Origin of the sequence: Campylobacter sp. BCW_6465 (genome assembly GCF_001762815.1) — a bacterium.
GTDB lineage: Bacteria > Campylobacterota > Campylobacteria > Campylobacterales > Campylobacteraceae > Campylobacter_D > Campylobacter_D jejuni.
Window position 1 is genome coordinate 192,686 of the sequence record NZ_MJXN01000112.1, and the last position, 16,314, is coordinate 208,999.

General features: G+C 30.5%; 16 protein-coding genes. 15 read left to right on the forward strand and 1 reads right to left on the reverse strand.

What is annotated here, in order from left to right; translation table 11 throughout:
* Window positions 1-2 precede the first annotated feature (2 nt).
* From pglB to pssA, 12 genes are all read left to right on the forward strand, one after another.
* The gene (gene pglB, locus AJ886_RS09135; RefSeq protein ID WP_070276520.1) at window positions 3-2,144 is read left to right on the forward strand and encodes an undecaprenyl-diphosphooligosaccharide--protein glycotransferase; all 2,142 of its coding nucleotides are present in this window, start codon (window positions 3-5) and stop codon (window positions 2,142-2,144) included.
* A gap of 9 nt (window positions 2,145-2,153) precedes the next feature.
* On the forward strand, window positions 2,154-3,284 hold the full coding sequence (pglA, locus tag AJ886_RS09140; protein ID WP_002861840.1) for a N,N'-diacetylbacillosaminyl-diphospho-undecaprenol alpha-1,3-N-acetylgalactosaminyltransferase: 1,131 nt from the start codon (window positions 2,154-2,156) through the stop codon (window positions 3,282-3,284).
* Complete coding sequence (pglC, locus tag AJ886_RS09145; RefSeq protein WP_002861839.1) at window positions 3,277-3,879, forward strand: undecaprenyl phosphate N,N'-diacetylbacillosamine 1-phosphate transferase; 603 nt, start codon at window positions 3,277-3,279, stop codon at window positions 3,877-3,879. The genes pglA and pglC overlap by 8 nt, the downstream gene beginning before the upstream one ends.
* A complete protein-coding gene (gene pglD / locus AJ886_RS09150) occupies window positions 3,866-4,456 on the forward strand; it encodes a UDP-N-acetylbacillosamine N-acetyltransferase (protein WP_032603433.1) in 591 nt (196 codons plus the stop codon). Before pglC ends, pglD begins: the two co-directional genes overlap by 14 nt.
* Before the next feature lie 97 nt (window positions 4,457-4,553).
* Entirely contained in the window at window positions 4,554-5,714 is a 1,161-nt protein-coding gene (gene pglE / locus AJ886_RS09155; RefSeq protein ID WP_002880712.1) for a UDP-N-acetylbacillosamine transaminase, read from the forward strand.
* A 1-nt stretch (window position 5,715) separates the two neighbouring features.
* Window positions 5,716-7,488 carry a UDP-N-acetylglucosamine 4,6-dehydratase (configuration-retaining) gene (gene pglF / locus AJ886_RS09160; RefSeq protein ID WP_053872407.1) on the forward strand — a complete coding sequence of 591 codons (1,773 nt, stop codon included), beginning with the start codon at window positions 5,716-5,718 and terminating at the stop codon, window positions 7,486-7,488.
* Complete coding sequence (locus tag AJ886_RS09165) at window positions 7,488-8,381, forward strand: PDC sensor domain-containing protein (protein ID WP_053872406.1); 894 nt, start codon at window positions 7,488-7,490, stop codon at window positions 8,379-8,381. The genes pglF and AJ886_RS09165 overlap by 1 nt, the downstream gene beginning before the upstream one ends.
* 113 nt (window positions 8,382-8,494) lie before the next feature.
* Window positions 8,495-8,887, forward strand: coding sequence for a chemotaxis response regulator CheY (locus AJ886_RS09170; protein WP_032603349.1), 393 nt, complete (start codon window positions 8,495-8,497; stop codon window positions 8,885-8,887).
* Between the two features lie 22 nt (window positions 8,888-8,909).
* Window positions 8,910-9,758, forward strand: coding sequence for a 50S ribosomal protein L11 methyltransferase (locus AJ886_RS09175; RefSeq protein ID WP_002861833.1), 849 nt, complete (start codon window positions 8,910-8,912; stop codon window positions 9,756-9,758).
* Complete coding sequence (gene ftsH, locus AJ886_RS09180; protein ID WP_002861832.1) at window positions 9,758-11,695, forward strand: ATP-dependent zinc metalloprotease FtsH; 1,938 nt, start codon at window positions 9,758-9,760, stop codon at window positions 11,693-11,695. Before AJ886_RS09175 ends, ftsH begins: the two co-directional genes overlap by 1 nt.
* Window positions 11,692-12,309 carry a phosphatidylserine decarboxylase gene (locus AJ886_RS09185; RefSeq protein WP_044779141.1) on the forward strand — a complete coding sequence of 206 codons (618 nt, stop codon included), beginning with the start codon at window positions 11,692-11,694 and terminating at the stop codon, window positions 12,307-12,309. The genes ftsH and AJ886_RS09185 overlap by 4 nt, the downstream gene beginning before the upstream one ends.
* A 9-nt stretch (window positions 12,310-12,318) precedes the next feature.
* Window positions 12,319-13,047 carry a CDP-diacylglycerol--serine O-phosphatidyltransferase gene (gene pssA, locus AJ886_RS09190; RefSeq protein ID WP_002859122.1) on the forward strand — a complete coding sequence of 243 codons (729 nt, stop codon included), beginning with the start codon at window positions 12,319-12,321 and terminating at the stop codon, window positions 13,045-13,047.
* Here pssA and AJ886_RS09195 read toward each other — a convergent pair.
* Entirely contained in the window at window positions 13,038-13,835 is a 798-nt protein-coding gene (locus AJ886_RS09195) for a ferritin-like domain-containing protein (protein WP_002870517.1), read from the reverse strand. The two genes, pssA and AJ886_RS09195, sit on opposite strands and share 10 nt — an antisense overlap.
* Window positions 13,836-13,924: 89 nt before the next feature.
* Between AJ886_RS09195 and AJ886_RS09200 the strand changes: the two genes are divergently transcribed.
* The 3 genes from AJ886_RS09200 (at window position 13,925) to cetZ (ending at window position 16,295) form a co-directional block, all read left to right on the forward strand.
* On the forward strand, window positions 13,925-14,284 hold the full coding sequence (locus AJ886_RS09200) for a methionine-R-sulfoxide reductase (RefSeq protein WP_002861829.1): 360 nt from the start codon (window positions 13,925-13,927) through the stop codon (window positions 14,282-14,284).
* Between the two features lie 14 nt (window positions 14,285-14,298).
* Window positions 14,299-14,925, forward strand: coding sequence for a MarC family protein (locus tag AJ886_RS09205; RefSeq protein ID WP_074470041.1), 627 nt, complete (start codon window positions 14,299-14,301; stop codon window positions 14,923-14,925).
* Between the two features lie 80 nt (window positions 14,926-15,005).
* Entirely contained in the window at window positions 15,006-16,295 is a 1,290-nt protein-coding gene (gene cetZ, locus AJ886_RS09210) for an energy taxis response protein CetZ (RefSeq protein ID WP_070287594.1), read from the forward strand.
* Window positions 16,296-16,314 lie beyond the last annotated feature (19 nt).

The following is a 16,314-nucleotide window of genomic DNA, read 5'->3' on the forward strand; positions in this document are numbered from 1 at the left end:
AGATGTTGAAAAAAGAGTATTTAAAAAACCCTTATTTAGTTTTGTTTGCGATGATTGTATTAGCTTATGTTTTTAGTGTATTTTGCAGGTTTTATTGGGTTTGGTGGGCAAGTGAGTTTAATGAGTATTTTTTCAATAATCAATTAATGATCATTTCAAACGATGGCTATGCCTTTGCTGAGGGCGCAAGAGATATGATAGCAGGTTTTCATCAGCCTAATGATTTGAGTTATTATGGATCTTCTTTATCTACGCTTACTTATTGGCTTTATAAAGTCACACCTTTTTCTTTTGAAAGTATCATTTTATATATGAGTACTTTTTTATCTTCTTTGGTGGTGATTCCTATTATTTTGCTAGCTAATGAATACAAACGTCCTTTAATGGGCTTTGTAGCTGCTCTTTTAGCAAGCATAGCAAACAGTTATTATAATCGCACTATGAGCGGGTATTATGATACGGATATGCTGGTAATTGTTTTACCTATGTTTATTTTATTTTTTATGGTAAGAATGATTTTAAAAAAAGACTTTTTTTCATTGATTGCCTTGCCGTTATTTATAGGAATTTATCTTTGGTGGTATCCTTCAAGTTATACTTTAAATGTAGCTTTAATTGGACTTTTTTTAATTTATACACTTATTTTTCATAGAAAAGAAAAGATTTTTTATATAGCTGTGATTTTGTCTTCTCTTACTCTTTCAAATATAGCATGGTTTTATCAAAGTGCCATTATAGTAATACTTTTTGCTTTATTCGCCTTAGAGCAAAAACGCTTAAATTTTATGATTATAGGAATTTTAGGTAGTGCAACTTTAATATTTTTGATTTTAAGCGGAGGGGTTGATCCTATACTTTATCAGCTTAAATTTTATATTTTTAGAAGTGATGAAAGTGCGAATTTAACACAGGGTTTTATGTATTTTAATGTCAATCAAACCATACAAGAAGTTGAAAATGTAGATCTTAGCGAATTTATGCGAAGAATTAGTGGTAGTGAAATTGTTTTTTTGTTTTCTTTGTTTGGTTTTGTATGGCTTTTGAGAAAACATAAAAGTATGATTATGGCTTTACCTATATTGGTGCTTGGGTTTTTAGCCTTAAAAGGGGGGCTTAGATTTACCATTTATTCTGTACCTGTAATGGCTTTAGGATTTGGTTTTTTATTGAGCGAGTGTAAGGCTATATTGGTTAAAAAATATAGCCAATTAACTTCAAATATTTGTATTGTTTTTGCAACTATTTTGACTTTAGCCCCAGTATTTATTCATATTTACAACTATAAAGCACCAACAGTTTTTTCTCAAAATGAAGCATCATTATTAAATCAATTAAAAAATATAGCCAATAGAGAAGATTATGTGGTAACTTGGTGGGATTATGGTTATCCTGTGCGTTATTATAGCGATGTGAAAACTTTAGTAGATGGTGGAAAGCATTTAGGTAAGGATAATTTTTTCCCTTCTTTTGTTTTAAGTAAAGATGAACAAGCTGCAGCTAATATGGCAAGACTTAGTGTAGAATATACAGAAAAAAGCTTTTATGCTCCGCAAAATGATATTTTAAAAACAGACATTTTACAAGCCATGATGAAAGATTATAATCAAAGCAATGTGGATTTGTTTCTAGCTTCATTATCAAAACCTGATTTTAAAATCGATACGCCAAAAACTCGTGATATTTATCTTTATATGCCCGCTAGAATGTCTTTGATTTTTTCTACGGTGGCTAGTTTTTCTTTTATTAATTTAGATACAGGAGTTTTGGATAAACCTTTTACCTTTAGCACAGCTTATCCACTTGATGTTAAAAATGGAGAAATTTATCTTAGCAATGGAGTGGTTTTAAGTGATGATTTTAGAAGTTTTAAAATAGGTGATAATGTGGTTTCTGTAAATAGTATCGTAGAGATTAATTCTATTAAACAAGGTGAATACAAAATCACTCCAATTGATGATAAGGCTCAGTTTTATATTTTTTATTTAAAGGATAGTGCTATTCCTTATGCACAATTTATTTTAATGGATAAAACCATGTTTAATAGTGCTTATGTGCAAATGTTTTTTTTGGGAAATTATGATAAGAATTTATTTGACTTGGTGATTAATTCTAGAGATGCTAAGGTTTTTAAACTTAAAATTTAAGGGTTGAAAATGAGAATAGGATTTTTATCACATGCAGGAGCGAGTATTTATCATTTTAGAATGCCTATTATAAAAGCGTTAAAAGATAGAAAAGACGAAGTTTTTGTTATAGTGCCGCAAGATGAATACACGCAAAAACTTAGAGATCTTAGCTTAAAAGTAATTGTTTATGAGTTTTCAAGAGCTAGTTTAAATCCTTTTGTGGTTTTAAAGAATTTTTTTTATCTTGCTAAGGTTTTGAAAAATTTAAATCTTGATTTTATTCAAAGTGCAGCACATAAAAGCAATACCTTTGGAATTTTAGCAGCAAAATGGGCAAAAATTCCTTATCGTTTTGCTTTGGTAGAAGGCTTGGGATCTTTTTATATAGATCAAGGTTTCAAGGCAAATTTAGTGCGTTTTGTTATTAATAATCTTTATAAATTAAGTTTTAAATTTGCACACCAATTTATTTTTGTTAATGAAAGTAATGCTGAGTTTATGCGGAATTTAGGACTTAAAGAAAATAAAATTTGCGTGATAAAATCTGTAGGGATCAATGTAAAAAAATTTTTTCCTATTTATGTAGAATCGGAAAAAAAAGAGCTTTTTTGGAAAAATTTAAACATAGATAAAAAACCAATTGTGCTTATGATAGCAAGAACTTTATGGCATAAGGGTGTGAAAGAATTTTATGAAAGTGCTGCTATGCTAAAAGACAAAGCAAATTTTGTTTTAGTTGGCGGAAGAGATGAAAATCCTTCTTGTGCAAGTTTGGAGTTTTTAAACTCTGGCGTGGTGCATTATTTGGGTGCTAGAAGTGATATAGTCGAGCTTTTGCAAAATTGTGATATTTTTGTTTTACCAAGCTATAAAGAAGGCTTTCCTGTAAGTGTTTTGGAGGCAAAAGCTTGCGGTAAGGCTATAGTGGTAAGTGATTGCGAAGGTTGTGTGGAGGCTATTTCTAATGCTTATGATGGACTTTGGGCAAAAACAAAAAATGCTAAAGATTTAAGCGAAAAAATTTCACTTTTATTAGAAGATGAAAAATTAAGATTAAATTTAGCTAAAAATGCCGCCCAAGATGCTTTACAATACGATGAAAATAATATCGCACAGCGTTATTTAAAACTTTATGATAGGGTAATTAAGAATGTATGAAAAAGTTTTTAAAAGAATTTTTGATTTTATTTTAGCTTTAGTGCTTTTGGTGCTTTTTTCTCCGGTGATTTTAATCACTGCTTTACTTTTAAAAATCACTCAAGGAAGTGTGATTTTTACCCAAAATCGCCCAGGGTTAGATGAAAAAATTTTTAAAATTTATAAATTTAAAACCATGAGCGATGAAAGAGATGAAAAGGGTGAGTTATTAAGCGATGAATTGCGTTTGAAAGCTTTTGGAAAAATCGTTAGAAGCTTAAGTTTGGATGAGCTTTTACAACTTTTTAATGTTTTAAAAGGGGATATGAGTTTTGTTGGACCTAGACCTCTTTTGGTTGAGTATTTACCTCTTTACAATGAAGAGCAAAAATTACGTCATAAAGTGCGTCCAGGTATAACAGGGTGGGCGCAGGTAAATGGTAGAAATGCTATTTCTTGGCAGAAAAAATTCGAACTTGATGTGTATTATGTGAAAAATATTTCTTTTTTGCTTGATTTAAAAATCATGTTTTTAACAGCTTTAAAGGTTTTAAAACGAAGCGGGGTAAGCAAAGAAGGCCATGTTACAACAGAGAAATTTAATGGCAAGAACTGAAAAAATTTATATTTATGGTGCTAGTGGTCATGGGCTTGTTTGTGAAGATGTGGCTAAAAATATGGGTTATAAAGAATGTATTTTTTTAGATGATTTTAAAGGAGTGAAATTTGAAAGCACCTTACCTAAATATGATTTTTTTATAGCCATAGGAAACAATGAAATTCGAAAAAAGATTTATCAAAAAATTTCAGAAAATGGCTTTAAAATTGTTAATCTTATCCATAAAAGTGCACTTATAAGTCCTAGTGCAGGTGTGGAGGAAAATGCAGGAATTTTAATCATGCCTTATGTAGTAGTTAATGCTAAAGCCAAAATAGAAAAAGGCGTGATTTTAAATACTTCAAGTGTGATTGAACATGAATGCGTGATAGGGGAATTTTCTCATGTGAGTGTAGGGGCTAAGTGTGCGGGCAATGTAAAAATCGGTAAAAATTGTTTTTTAGGGATTAATTCTTGTGTTTTGCCTAATTTAAGCTTAGCAGATGATAGTATTTTAGGTGGTGGAGCAACTTTGGTTAAAAGTCAAGATGAAAAAGGTGTTTTTGTGGGAGTGCCTGCAAAAAGAAAAATATGAAATGATTATAAAAAGATTTTTGTTTGATTCTTTGTAAATTTTTTTAGGTAAAATAGAGTCAATTTATAAAAATTTTGTTTTATACAAAGGATAAATCATGAGATTTTTTCTTTCTCCTCCGCATATGGGTGGCAATGAATTAAAATACATAGAAGAAGTTTTCAAAAGCAATTATATAGCACCTTTGGGTGAATTTGTAAATCGCTTTGAGCAAAGTGTAAAAGATTATAGCAAAAGTGAAAATGCCTTAGCTTTAAATTCAGCCACAGCGGCTTTGCATTTAGCTTTAAGGGTGGCAGGGGTAAAACAAGATGATATCGTTTTAGCTTCTTCTTTTACTTTTATCGCTTCAGTAGCACCTATTTGTTATCTTAAAGCAAAGCCTGTATTTATAGATTGTGATGAAACTTATAATATTGATGTAGATTTGTTAAAACTCGCCATTAAAGAATGTGAAAAAAAACCAAAAGCATTGATTTTAACTCATCTTTATGGCAATGCTGCAAAAATGGATGAGATTGTTAAAATTTGCAAAGAAAATGAAATTGTTTTAATCGAAGATGCTGCCGAAGCTTTAGGAAGTTTTTATAAGAATAAAGCTTTAGGAACTTTTGGAGAATTTGGAGTTTATTCTTATAATGGTAATAAAATTATCACCACTTCAGGTGGAGGTATGCTTATAGGAAAAAATAAAGAAAAGATTGAAAAAGCAAGATTTTATAGCACTCAAGCAAGGGAAAATTGTTTGCATTATGAACATTTAGATTATGGTTATAATTACCGTTTAAGCAATGTTTTAGGAGCTATTGGCGTAGCACAAATGGAGGTTTTAGAACAAAGAGTGCTTAAAAAAAGAGAAATTTATGAGTGGTATAAAGAATTTTTAGGAGAGCATTTTAGCTTTTTAGATGAATTAGAAAATTCAAGAAGTAATCGCTGGTTAAGTACAGCTTTGATTGATTTTGATAAAAATGAACTTAATGCTTGTCAAAAAGATATAAATATCAGTCAAAAAAATATCGCTTTGCATCCAAAAATTTCAAAACTCATAGAAGATTTGAAAAATGAACAAATAGAAACAAGACCATTATGGAAAGCTATGCACACTCAAGAAGTATTTAAAGGAGCTAAGGCTTATCTTAATGGCAATAGTGAGCTATTTTTCCAAAAAGGAATTTGTTTGCCAAGTGGCACGGCGATGAGTAAAGATGATGTTTATCAAATTTCAAAACTGATCTTAAAGAGCATAAAGGCTTAAAATGATTTTTTATAAAAGCAAAAGATTAGCATTTTTTTTAACTTCAGATATTGTTTTAATTTTACTTAGCGTTTATCTGGCTTTTTCTTTGAGATTTAGTGGAGATATTCCGAGTATTTTTTATCATGGTATGATGATTTCTGCTATTATTTTGCTTGTTTTAAAACTTTTATTTTTGTTTGTTTTTAGAATTTATAAAGTAGCTTGGAGATTTTTTTCTCTCAATGAAGCAAGAAAAATTTTTATTGCTTTGCTTTTAGCTGAGTTTTGTTTTTTTCTTATTTTTTATTTTTTTAGTGATTTTTTTAATCCTTTTCCAAGAAGTGCTATTGTGATAGATTTTGTTCTTTCATATATGTTTATAGGTACTTTAAGAATTAGCAAAAGAATGCTTGTGGATTTTAAACCTTCTAAAATGAAAGAAGAAGAAACTCCTTGTATTGTAGTAGGGGCAACTTCTAAGGCTTTGCATTTGTTAAAAGGCGCAAAAGAAGGTTCTTTAGGGCTTTTTCCTGTGGGTGTAGTTGATGCGAGGAAAGAGCTTATAGGGACTTATTGTGATAAATTTATTGTAGAAGAAAAAGAAAAAATAAAATCTTATGTAGAACAAGGGGTAAAAACTGCCATTATTGCTTTAAGACTTGAACAAGAAGAGCTTAAAAAACTTTTTGAAGAACTTGTAGCTTATGGTATTTGCGATGTAAAAATATTTTCTTTTACAAGAAATGAAGCAAGAGATATCAGTATAGAAGACTTGCTTGCTAGAAAACCAAAAGATTTAGACGATAGTGCTGTGGCGGCTTTTTTAAAAGACAAGGTAGTTTTGGTAAGTGGAGCAGGTGGAACTATAGGCAGTGAACTTTGTAAGCAATGTATTAAATTTGGCGCTAAGCATCTTATCATGGTTGATCATAGTGAGTATAATCTTTATAAAATCAATGATGATTTAAATTTATATAAAGAAAAAATTACTCCTATTTTGTTAAGTATTTTAGATAAGCAAAGTTTAGATGAGGTATTAAAAACTTATAAACCTGAGCTTATTTTACATGCAGCCGCTTATAAACATGTGCCTCTTTGCGAACAAAATCCACATTCAGCAGTAATTAATAATATTTTAGGAACTAAAATTTTATGCGATAGTGCTAAAGAAAATAAAGTAGCTAAATTTGTGATGATAAGTACAGATAAAGCAGTACGACCAACAAATATTATGGGTTGCACTAAGAGAGTTTGCGAGCTTTATACTTTAAGTATGAGTGATGAAAATTTTGAAGTTGCTTGTGTGCGTTTTGGTAATGTTTTAGGTTCTAGTGGTAGTGTGATACCGAAATTTAAAGCACAAATTGCCAATAATGAGCCTTTAACTTTAACACACCCTGATATAGTGCGTTATTTTATGCTTGTGGCTGAGGCAGTGCAACTTGTTTTACAAGCTGGAGCTATCGCAAAAGGGGGAGAACTTTTTGTTTTGGATATGGGTAAGCCTGTGAAAATCATAGATTTAGCTAAAAAAATGCTTTTACTTTCTAATCGCAATGATTTAGAAATTAAAATCACAGGCTTAAGAAAAGGTGAGAAGCTTTATGAAGAGCTTTTGATTGATGAAAATGATGCTAAAACACAATATGAGAGTATTTTTGTAGCAAAGAATGAGAAGGTTGATCTTGATTGGCTTAATAAAGAGATAGAAAATTTACAAATATGTGAAGATATTTCAGAGGCTTTATTAAAGATTGTGCCTGAATTTAAACACAATAAAGAAGGTGTATAATGTATATAAAAGATATACAAAGATTTGAAGATAATCGCTATCGTGCTAGAGCTTATATGAGTTATATTTTAACAAGAAATTTACCTAATAAACTTCCTGATATTCACCTTGAAACGATTAAAACAGCTTTGGATAAAATAGCTCATGAAGTTGTTGTTTTTGATGCTTTGTATATTTTAGATATTTCAGGCATGCAAATAGAAAATGCGATTTCCTTAAATAAGGCTCATGAAATAGGGCAGGGTGAGGATAGAAGTACTCGTTCTTATTTTTATAGAGCTGTAAAATTAAGACGATGCGTTTTAAGCGATCCTTATCCTTCGGTTTTAAACAACGAACTTTGCGTGACAGCTTCTATGCCAATTTACGATGATAAAAATAACTTGCTTTTTGTTGTTTGTATCGATATCAAGCTTGAAGATATTTTAAGGATTATTCAAGCAGGAAAATTTGAGTTTATTTTTACTCAATTTAGTCGTTTGGTATATTTTTGTTTCGCACTGGTTTTATTTGTGATTACTTGCTTTTTATTTCAAAAAGGTTTTTTTAGTCTTTTTGATAATCAAGCTATAGGTATAGAACATATGTTTGAAAGTACTATTGCTATAACTTTAGCTTTAGCTATTTTCGATTTGGCAAAAACTTTGATCGAACAAGAAGTATTAGGAAAAACAAAAAAAGAAGAAGGCGGAATTCAAAAAACTATGGTGAGATTTTTAGGTTCTATTATCATTGCTTTGGCTATAGAAGCTTTGATGTTGGTATTTAAACTTGCTATTGGTGATTTTTCTCAGATGATTTATGCGATTTATCTTATCGGTGGAGTGAGCTTGCTTCTTTTAGGTTTAAGTGTATATTTATTTACGGTTAAGTATAAAAATAATAATATTTGAGTAAAATTTTAAATAAAAGATGATATAATGCTATTTTTTAAAATTTTTTTAGCTTGATTAATAAGGCTAAAAAGGGTAAAATAAAACTATAAAAACTTTGAAAGGACGAAATTGTGAAATTGTTAGTTGTTGATGACAGTTCTACTATGAGAAGGATTATTAAAAATACCCTAACAAGACTTGGACACGATGATGTTTTAGAAGCTGAGCATGGCGTTGAAGCTTGGGATTTATTAACTAAAAATGAAGATGTAAAAGTTTTAATTACAGATTGGAATATGCCAGAAATGAATGGCTTGGAGTTGGTAAAAAAAGTAAGAGCAGAGAAAAAATATGAAGATATGCCCATTATCATGGTTACAACTGAGGGCGGAAAAGCTGAAGTGATTACTGCTTTAAAAGCTGGCGTAAATAACTATATTGTAAAACCTTTTACTCCACAAGTTTTAAAAGAAAAGCTTGAAGATGTTTTAGGAATAGGAAGTGGAGAAGGTGCAGCTGAGTAAAGGCTGATTTTTAAAATTCTAAATGCAAAAAAAATATTACGAATTGTTCTTTATCGTAGAAGAGCAGTATAAAAATTTATTTCTTGATTTTGCTTTTGATTTAGGTATAGAAGCTATAGAAGAGAAAGATAATGGTGTTTATATTAGATCCCATGAGAGTTTAGAAGAGCTTTCATGGGCACTTGAAATATTTGCTCAAAAACTTACAACTACTTTCAATTTAAACCATAAAATTATTTCTAATTTAAGTCTTGTAGAGAAAGAAAACAAGGACTGGATACAAGAATATAAAAACGGCATAAAACCTATTTTGGTGGATAATGTTTATATCCATACCACTTGGCAAGAAGAAAAAAAGAATTATATAAATATAAAGATTAATCCAGCCTTAGCCTTTGGCTCAGGACATCATGAAAGCACATATTCTTGTGTAAAATTTTTACAAAAATTTTCTAAAAGTAAATTAAGAGCCTTAGATCTTGGTTGCGGTAGTGGAATTTTAGGTATTATCATGGCAAAGTTTGGTTGTAATGTTGAAATTTGTGATACTGATGAGTTGGCTATCGATAGTTCTTTGGAAAATGCAAGATTAAATGATGTCGATTTTCATAAGACTTGGTGTGGATCTATAGATAAAGCAAATGGTTTATATAACCTAATTGTTGCAAATATCATTGCAGATGTGATTTTAATTTTAGAAAAAGATATTAAAAACCATTTAGAAGATAATGCTATACTTATTTTGTCAGGAATTTTAGATAAATATTCAACAAGAATTAAAGAAAAATTTCAAGATTTAGAACTCATTGATGAAATGCAAATCAATGAGTGGTGTAGTTTTGTATATAAAAACAATAAAAAGGATAAGTAATGAATAATAATACCCCAAATAATAAGGGTAATCCGCAGGGTAATAATTTTTTTAACAAAAATCCCATTTTTATTTTTGCGATTTTTGCAATTGTAATGATAATTATTTTTAAGGGATTTTTTGATGGCAATGGTTCTTTTGGTGGGGCATTGAATGGTAATGAAGTAAATAAAAATGTCCCTTATTCTGAGTTAAAAAAGCTTATTGAAAATGGACAAATCAATCAAGTTAGTATAGGACAAACAACAATCAAAGCAATTTCAAGCTCTCACAATACTGTTTATACAGCAAAAAAAGTTAACGATCCTGAGCTTGTGAGTTTACTAGATAGTAAAAATATCGCTTATGGTGCGTATTCTGAAACAAATTGGTTTACGGATATACTTTTTTCATGGGTTTTGCCAGTATTTATTTTCTTTGGTATTTGGATGTTTTTGGCAAGTCGTATGCAAAAAAATATGGGAAGTTCTATATTGGGCATAGGAAGCTCTAAGAAGCTTGTAAATTCAGAAAAACCTAAAGTAAAATTTAGCGATGTGGCTGGTGTTGAAGAAGCTAAAGAAGAAGTAAAAGAAATTGTAGATTTTTTAAAGTATCCTGAAAGATATATTAAATTGGGAGCGAAAATTCCAAAAGGGCTTTTGCTTGTTGGGCCTCCAGGTACAGGAAAAACCTTGCTTGCAAAAGCAGTTGCAGGTGAAGCTGATGTGCCGTTTTTTAGTGTTTCAGGCTCGTCTTTTATAGAAATGTTTGTGGGTGTAGGTGCTTCTCGTGTGAGAGATTTGTTTGAAAATGCAAAAAAAGAAGCTCCTGCTATTGTTTTCATAGATGAAATAGATGCTATTGGTAAAAGTCGTGCGGCAAGTGGCATGATGGGTGGAAACGATGAAAGAGAACAAACTTTAAATCAGCTTTTGGCTGAAATGGATGGCTTTGGGACAGAAAGTTCCCCAGTCATTGTTTTAGCAGCAACAAATCGCCCAGAAGTTTTAGATGCAGCACTTTTAAGACCAGGAAGGTTTGATAGACAAGTTTTGGTTGATAAACCTGATTTTAAAGGTAGGTGTGATATTTTAAAAGTGCACATGAAAGATGTAAAAATCTCCCCAAAAGTTAAGGTAGAAGACATAGCACGCTTAACCGCAGGACTTGCAGGAGCTGATCTTGCAAATATTATTAATGAAGCGGCACTTTTAGCGGGTAGGGATTCTAAAAAATATGTAGAACAAAATGATTTAGTTGAAGCTGTTGAAAGAGCTATAGCAGGACTTGAGAAGAAATCACGTCGTATTAATGAAAAAGAAAAGAAAATTGTTACTTATCATGAATGTGGTCATGCTTTAATCGCTGAAACTACCAAAGGTGCAAAACGTGTAAGTAAGGTTTCTGTGATTCCGCGTGGTCTTGCGGCTTTAGGTTATACTTTAAATACTCCTGAGGAAAATAAATTTTTAATGCAAAAACATGAGCTTATAGCTGAAGTAGATGTACTTTTGGGTGGTCGTGCAGCTGAAGAAGTGTTTATAGGTGAAATTTCAACGGGTGCAAGTAATGATTTAGAAAGAGCAACCGATATCATAAAAGCTATGATTTCTATGTATGGTATGAGTGAAATTGCAGGACTTATGGTGCTTGAAAAACAAAGAAATACTTTCTTAAGTGGTGGACAAACCATAAAAGATTATTCTGAAAAGATGGCAGAATCTTTAGATGATTATGTAAAGAAAACCTTAGATGAACGCTATAAAGATGTTAAAGATACTTTAAATACTTATAAAGGAGCGATTGAGACTATGGTAGCAGCCCTTTATGAAGAAGAGACTATTGAAGGCGCTAAAGTGCGTGAGATTATTAAAGAGTTTGAGGAACAAAATAGTCTACCAACTCGTTTGCAAGAGCTCGAAGAAGTTAAAATTGAAGTTAAAGTAGAAGAATGAAAGATTTTATTGCAAAAGATGGATATTTAAGTCTTATTATTTTAAGCTTGATTTTTATTTTTGTGTGGATTTTTTATTCTTTTTCCATCCTACTATTAGCATTAATTGTAATTTGTATTTTTCTTTTTAGAGCACCCAAAAGAGAACTTGTTTGTAGTGATGAAAAAGCTATTTTTGCACCTATAGATGGCAGGGTTACTAAAATAGAAAATATTCATCATAAAGATTTAGGTGAATGTGTTGAAATTACTATTAAAAATGCTCTTTATGATGCTGGGAATTTTAATACACCTTTTGCAATGTCTATAATAGATATTCGTTTACGACACGGGCTTTTTTTGTGCAGTGAATTAAAATCTGCAAAAATGATGAATGAAAGAGCTTTTATTTTGGCAAAAGTTAAAGAGAATAAAACGATAGCTTTGCGAATTTATGCAGGTTCTTTTGATAGAAAATTAAAGCTCGATAATATTTCTCATGATTTAAAAGCAGGAGATAGAATGGGTTTTTTAATTAATGGCTCTATAAGTTTACTTTTACCAAAAGATACTAGAATTCATATAGGCTTAAATGATGAAATTAAAGCAGGTTCATTGTTAGGCTATTTTGCGTAAGGAAAAATAATGAATAACAGACCGCAATTAATCTATATTTTACCCAATCTTTTTACAGCTGCTTCAGCTTTTTTAGGGGTTATTTCTATTATAGCTTCAATACATGGAAATTATTATACAGCTTTGATTTATATTATTTTATCTTTGATTTGCGATGGGCTTGATGGCCGTGTTGCAAGACTTACAAATTCTACTTCAAAATTTGGAGTAGAATTTGATTCTTTAGCTGATCTAGTAGCTTTTGGAGTTGCTCCAGCGGTTCTTTTTTATATGGCTATAGGTTATGATTTTGGAAAACTTGGATCTTTGATTACGGCTTTTTTTGTGGTTTTTGGAGCCATTCGTTTGGCGAGATTTAATGTTACCACAGGCACTTATGAACCTTCTGTTTTTATAGGTCTTCCTATACCTACTGCAGCAGTTGTGAGTGCTATATGGACTTATGCGTTTATCAGTTATGATTTTTTAAAGCCTTATGGTGTAGTTTTTTTGGTGCTTCAAGCAATTTTGGGGCTTTTAATGGTAAGTAATATACGCTATCCCAGCTTTAAAAAGCTTGATTTTAATCGTTCTAGCGTTTTAAAAGTTTTAATTATATTAATTATAATATTTTCATTTTTATATCTTTATCCCCTTGAAAGTTTAGTAATTTTAGCAAGCTTGTATGTGCTTTATGGAATTATTCGGGTTTTATATACCATTATTGTTTCAAAATTTAAGATAAGAAATCAAGAGTAAAATTTTTCAATGACTTCGCATTCTTCTTGAGTGAAACCAGCTTTGATTCTTGCCTGAATGTTAAGTTTTTTTCCTGCAAGAGAGAATTGTTTAAATGTTTTGCAAAGCTCGATAAAATCATACTTGTTTTGATTTGAAAATTTCCACCAAGTATCTCCTTTTTTAACGTGTTTTATTTCATCATTAAGTATAATTTCAAGATATTCCATTAAAAGATTTTTAATGGAGTGATTGGAGCTTTCAAGTTTTTGAACAACAAATGGGTTGGCATCAAGCCCTTTAGCTTCTAAACCTCTATGAACTACTCCCATTCTAAAGCTTAAAGAGTCTTTCGTAGCTTCTAGAGCAGATTCTAAATTATCATGCACTGGAAAATCTCCATATTTGTAACCAAGTTCTTCAAGTACTGAATTTAAAAGTTTGAAATGTTTAATTTCCTCATCTGCTACCTCCAGCCAATCGTAATAAAATTGCAAAGGTAGATTTTTAAAGCGATAACTCGCATCTAAAGCCAGGTTAATTGCATTAAATTCTATATGAGCGACTGAATGAATTATTTTAGCAAGCGCATGAGTTGAATTGACAAATTTAGGTCTTCTTATACGCGTAGGATGAAGTAAGGTAATTTGTTGTGATGTATTTTTTTTGAAAATGCTTTGATTCTCGTGATTAAAAATAAATTTGTGGCTTTTAAAGTCTTCATAAAAATTTTGAAAAGAGTGAAATTTTATATTTGTATTTTTTTCATATAAAATATTTTGAAGCTCTTGAAAAAATTCTTTTTGCATTTAAAACTTTCTTGAAAATTATAAAAATTTATCATTTAAAATTGAAATTTTAATTATATAATATAAAAATTATTTTACAAGGGTAGATCATGAAAGAATTAAATGAAGAAGAAAAAAAAGTAATTTTAAATAAAGGAACAGAAGCTCCTTTTAGTGGGAAATATAATGATTTTTATGAAAAAGGAATTTATCAATGCAAGCAATGTGGAGCTTCGCTTTATAAATCCGAAGATAAATTTAAATCAGGTTGTGGATGGCCTAGCTTTGATGATGAAATAAGAGGGGCTATTAAAAGAATTCCTGATAAAGATGGGATTAGAACCGAGATTGTGTGTGCAAACTGCAATGGACATTTAGGTCATGTTTTTGAAGGAGAAGGGTTTTCTGCTAAAAATGTAAGACATTGTGTAAATTCTATTTCTTTGGAATTTGTAAAAACTAAGGATTGATAGTGTTTTCTAGTATGGGTTCTGAGCTTTATTTGATATTTTTTGCTGCAATTACTTTACTTGCCATCTTAAATCCTTTTGGTAATTTAACTCAATTTTTGGCTATGAGTGATGGATTGCCTTTAATGCTTCGAAAAAAACTTTTTAGAACTATTCTCTATACAGCTTTTACTATAGTTTTGGTATTTTTACTATCAGGACCTTTATTTATGAACTATATTTTTAGAGTTTCATTAGATGATTTAAGGGTTTCTGGTGGCTTAGTCCTTATTATAATGGCTATTAAAAATTTACTTTTTTCAACAAAAATTGCAACTAAGGATTTTAGTTCTTATCAGGATATAGATGATAAGGAAATTTTAAGACAGAGTTTAATACCTATGGCATTTCCTATGCTTGTTGGGCCTGGAACTTTAGCTAGTATTATCGTTATAGCCGAAGATGGTGGGCTTGATGTTGCTCTTGGCGGAGTAATGATAGCTTTTATTTTTATGTTTATACTTTTTCATTTTGCAGCTACTATAGAAAAAATAGTTGGAAAATTGATTTTACATGTTTTTTCTCGTATAGCACAAGTATTTATTGCTGCTATGGGGTTTAAGATGATTATTGTAGGTTTAAAAGATATATTTAACTTATAAATTAATATAATTTTAAGTAAATAATACTATATAAATATGATATAATTTTAAAATAATTTATTATTAAAAAGGTGAGTTTTATGTTTGGTGCTAAGAAAAACAATACTGAAATAATTGAACAACTTGAAAAAAAGTGTAATGGTTTAGGAGATATTTTAAGATCTATTGGGAATACCATGGCGGTAATTGAATTTACCACCGATGGCGTTATTTTAGAGGCAAATCAAAATTTTTTAACAACTATGAAATACTCCCTTTCAGAGATCAAGGGCAAGCATCATAGTATGTTTTGTTTACCTGAAGTTGTTAATTCTTCAGCATATAGTGATTTTTGGAAAGATTTAAGAGATGGAAAAGCTAGAAGTGGTCTTTTTAGACGTATAGCTAAGGGAGGGATAGATGTTTATTTAGAAGCAAATTATCTTCCAATTAGTGATAATAATGGTCATGTTTATAAAATTATTAAATTTGCTAATGATATAACTCAAAGACATTATGAAATGCTTGATCTTAGAAATACTATTGCTGCTGCTAATCGTTCTATGGCTATTATTGAATTTAAACCTGATGGGACTATTATTACAGCTAATGAAAATTTTTTAAGAACTATGGACTTGAATATTGATGAGATTAAAGGAAAGCATCATAGCATGTTCTGTGATTCTAATTATAGACACTCTAAGGACTATGTTCAATTTTGGGAAGATTTAAGAGAGGGCAAATTTCAATCAGGTAAATATATAAGATACGGAAGAAATAATAAAAAAGTATACCTTGAAGCAAGTTATAATCCGGTTAAAAATGATGATGGGAAAATTTACAAGGTTATTAAATTTGCTACAGATATAAGCGAACAAGTTAAAAAAGATCAAGAAAAACTTCACCTCATAAGCGAACTTGCAGAAAAAAATGATAATCTTACCCAAGATGGAGATCGTGTAATTGAAAACACTGTTTCAAATGTTCAGAATATTGCTGATATGATGTCTCAAAGTTCAAATCTTGTTTCCTCATTAAATCAACAATCAGATGAAATTAAATCTATTATTCAGACTATTAGTGATATTGCTGATCAGACTAATCTGCTTGCTTTAAATGCTGCTATTGAGGCAGCGCGTGCTGGTGAACATGGTAGAGGTTTTGCTGTTGTTGCTGATGAAGTAAGAAATTTAGCTGAAAGAACAGGGCATTCAGTTAATGAAATTACCACTACGATTAATTCTATTCGTAATGTTACATCACAAGTGGTTGAGAGTATTAAAAGCGGTTTAGAGGATGTTAATCAGAGTGTTGAACTTGCAAAAGAAGCAAGAGAATGTATGGAGAAAATTCGTGAAAGCTCTGCTGAAGTTGCTAAAGCAATGTCATAAGCGTGATTTTCACGCTTAT

Bases quoted from the DNA above. Each gene is read 5' to 3' on its own strand.
- pglB (WP_070276520.1), top strand. From the start codon at position 3: ATGTTGAAAAAAGAGTATTTAAAAAACCCTTATTTAGTTTTGTTTGCG.
- pglA (WP_002861840.1), top strand. From the start codon at position 2,154: ATGAGAATAGGATTTTTATCACATGCAGGAGCGAGTATTTATCATTTT.
- pglC (WP_002861839.1), top strand. From the start codon at position 3,277: ATGTATGAAAAAGTTTTTAAAAGAATTTTTGATTTTATTTTAGCTTTA.
- pglD (WP_032603433.1), top strand. From the start codon at position 3,866: ATGGCAAGAACTGAAAAAATTTATATTTATGGTGCTAGTGGTCATGGG.
- pglE (WP_002880712.1), top strand. From the start codon at position 4,554: ATGAGATTTTTTCTTTCTCCTCCGCATATGGGTGGCAATGAATTAAAA.
- pglF (WP_053872407.1), top strand. From the start codon at position 5,716: ATGATTTTTTATAAAAGCAAAAGATTAGCATTTTTTTTAACTTCAGAT.
- AJ886_RS09165 (WP_053872406.1), top strand. From the start codon at position 7,488: ATGTATATAAAAGATATACAAAGATTTGAAGATAATCGCTATCGTGCT.
- AJ886_RS09175 (WP_002861833.1), top strand. From the start codon at position 8,910: ATGCAAAAAAAATATTACGAATTGTTCTTTATCGTAGAAGAGCAGTAT.
- ftsH (WP_002861832.1), top strand. From the start codon at position 9,758: ATGAATAATAATACCCCAAATAATAAGGGTAATCCGCAGGGTAATAAT.
- AJ886_RS09185 (WP_044779141.1), top strand. From the start codon at position 11,692: ATGAAAGATTTTATTGCAAAAGATGGATATTTAAGTCTTATTATTTTA.
- pssA (WP_002859122.1), top strand. From the start codon at position 12,319: ATGAATAACAGACCGCAATTAATCTATATTTTACCCAATCTTTTTACA.
- AJ886_RS09195 (WP_002870517.1), bottom strand. From the start codon at position 13,835: ATGCAAAAAGAATTTTTTCAAGAGCTTCAAAATATTTTATATGAAAAA.
- AJ886_RS09200 (WP_002861829.1), top strand. From the start codon at position 13,925: ATGAAAGAATTAAATGAAGAAGAAAAAAAAGTAATTTTAAATAAAGGA.
- AJ886_RS09205 (WP_074470041.1), top strand. From the start codon at position 14,299: ATGGGTTCTGAGCTTTATTTGATATTTTTTGCTGCAATTACTTTACTT.
- cetZ (WP_070287594.1), top strand. From the start codon at position 15,006: ATGTTTGGTGCTAAGAAAAACAATACTGAAATAATTGAACAACTTGAA.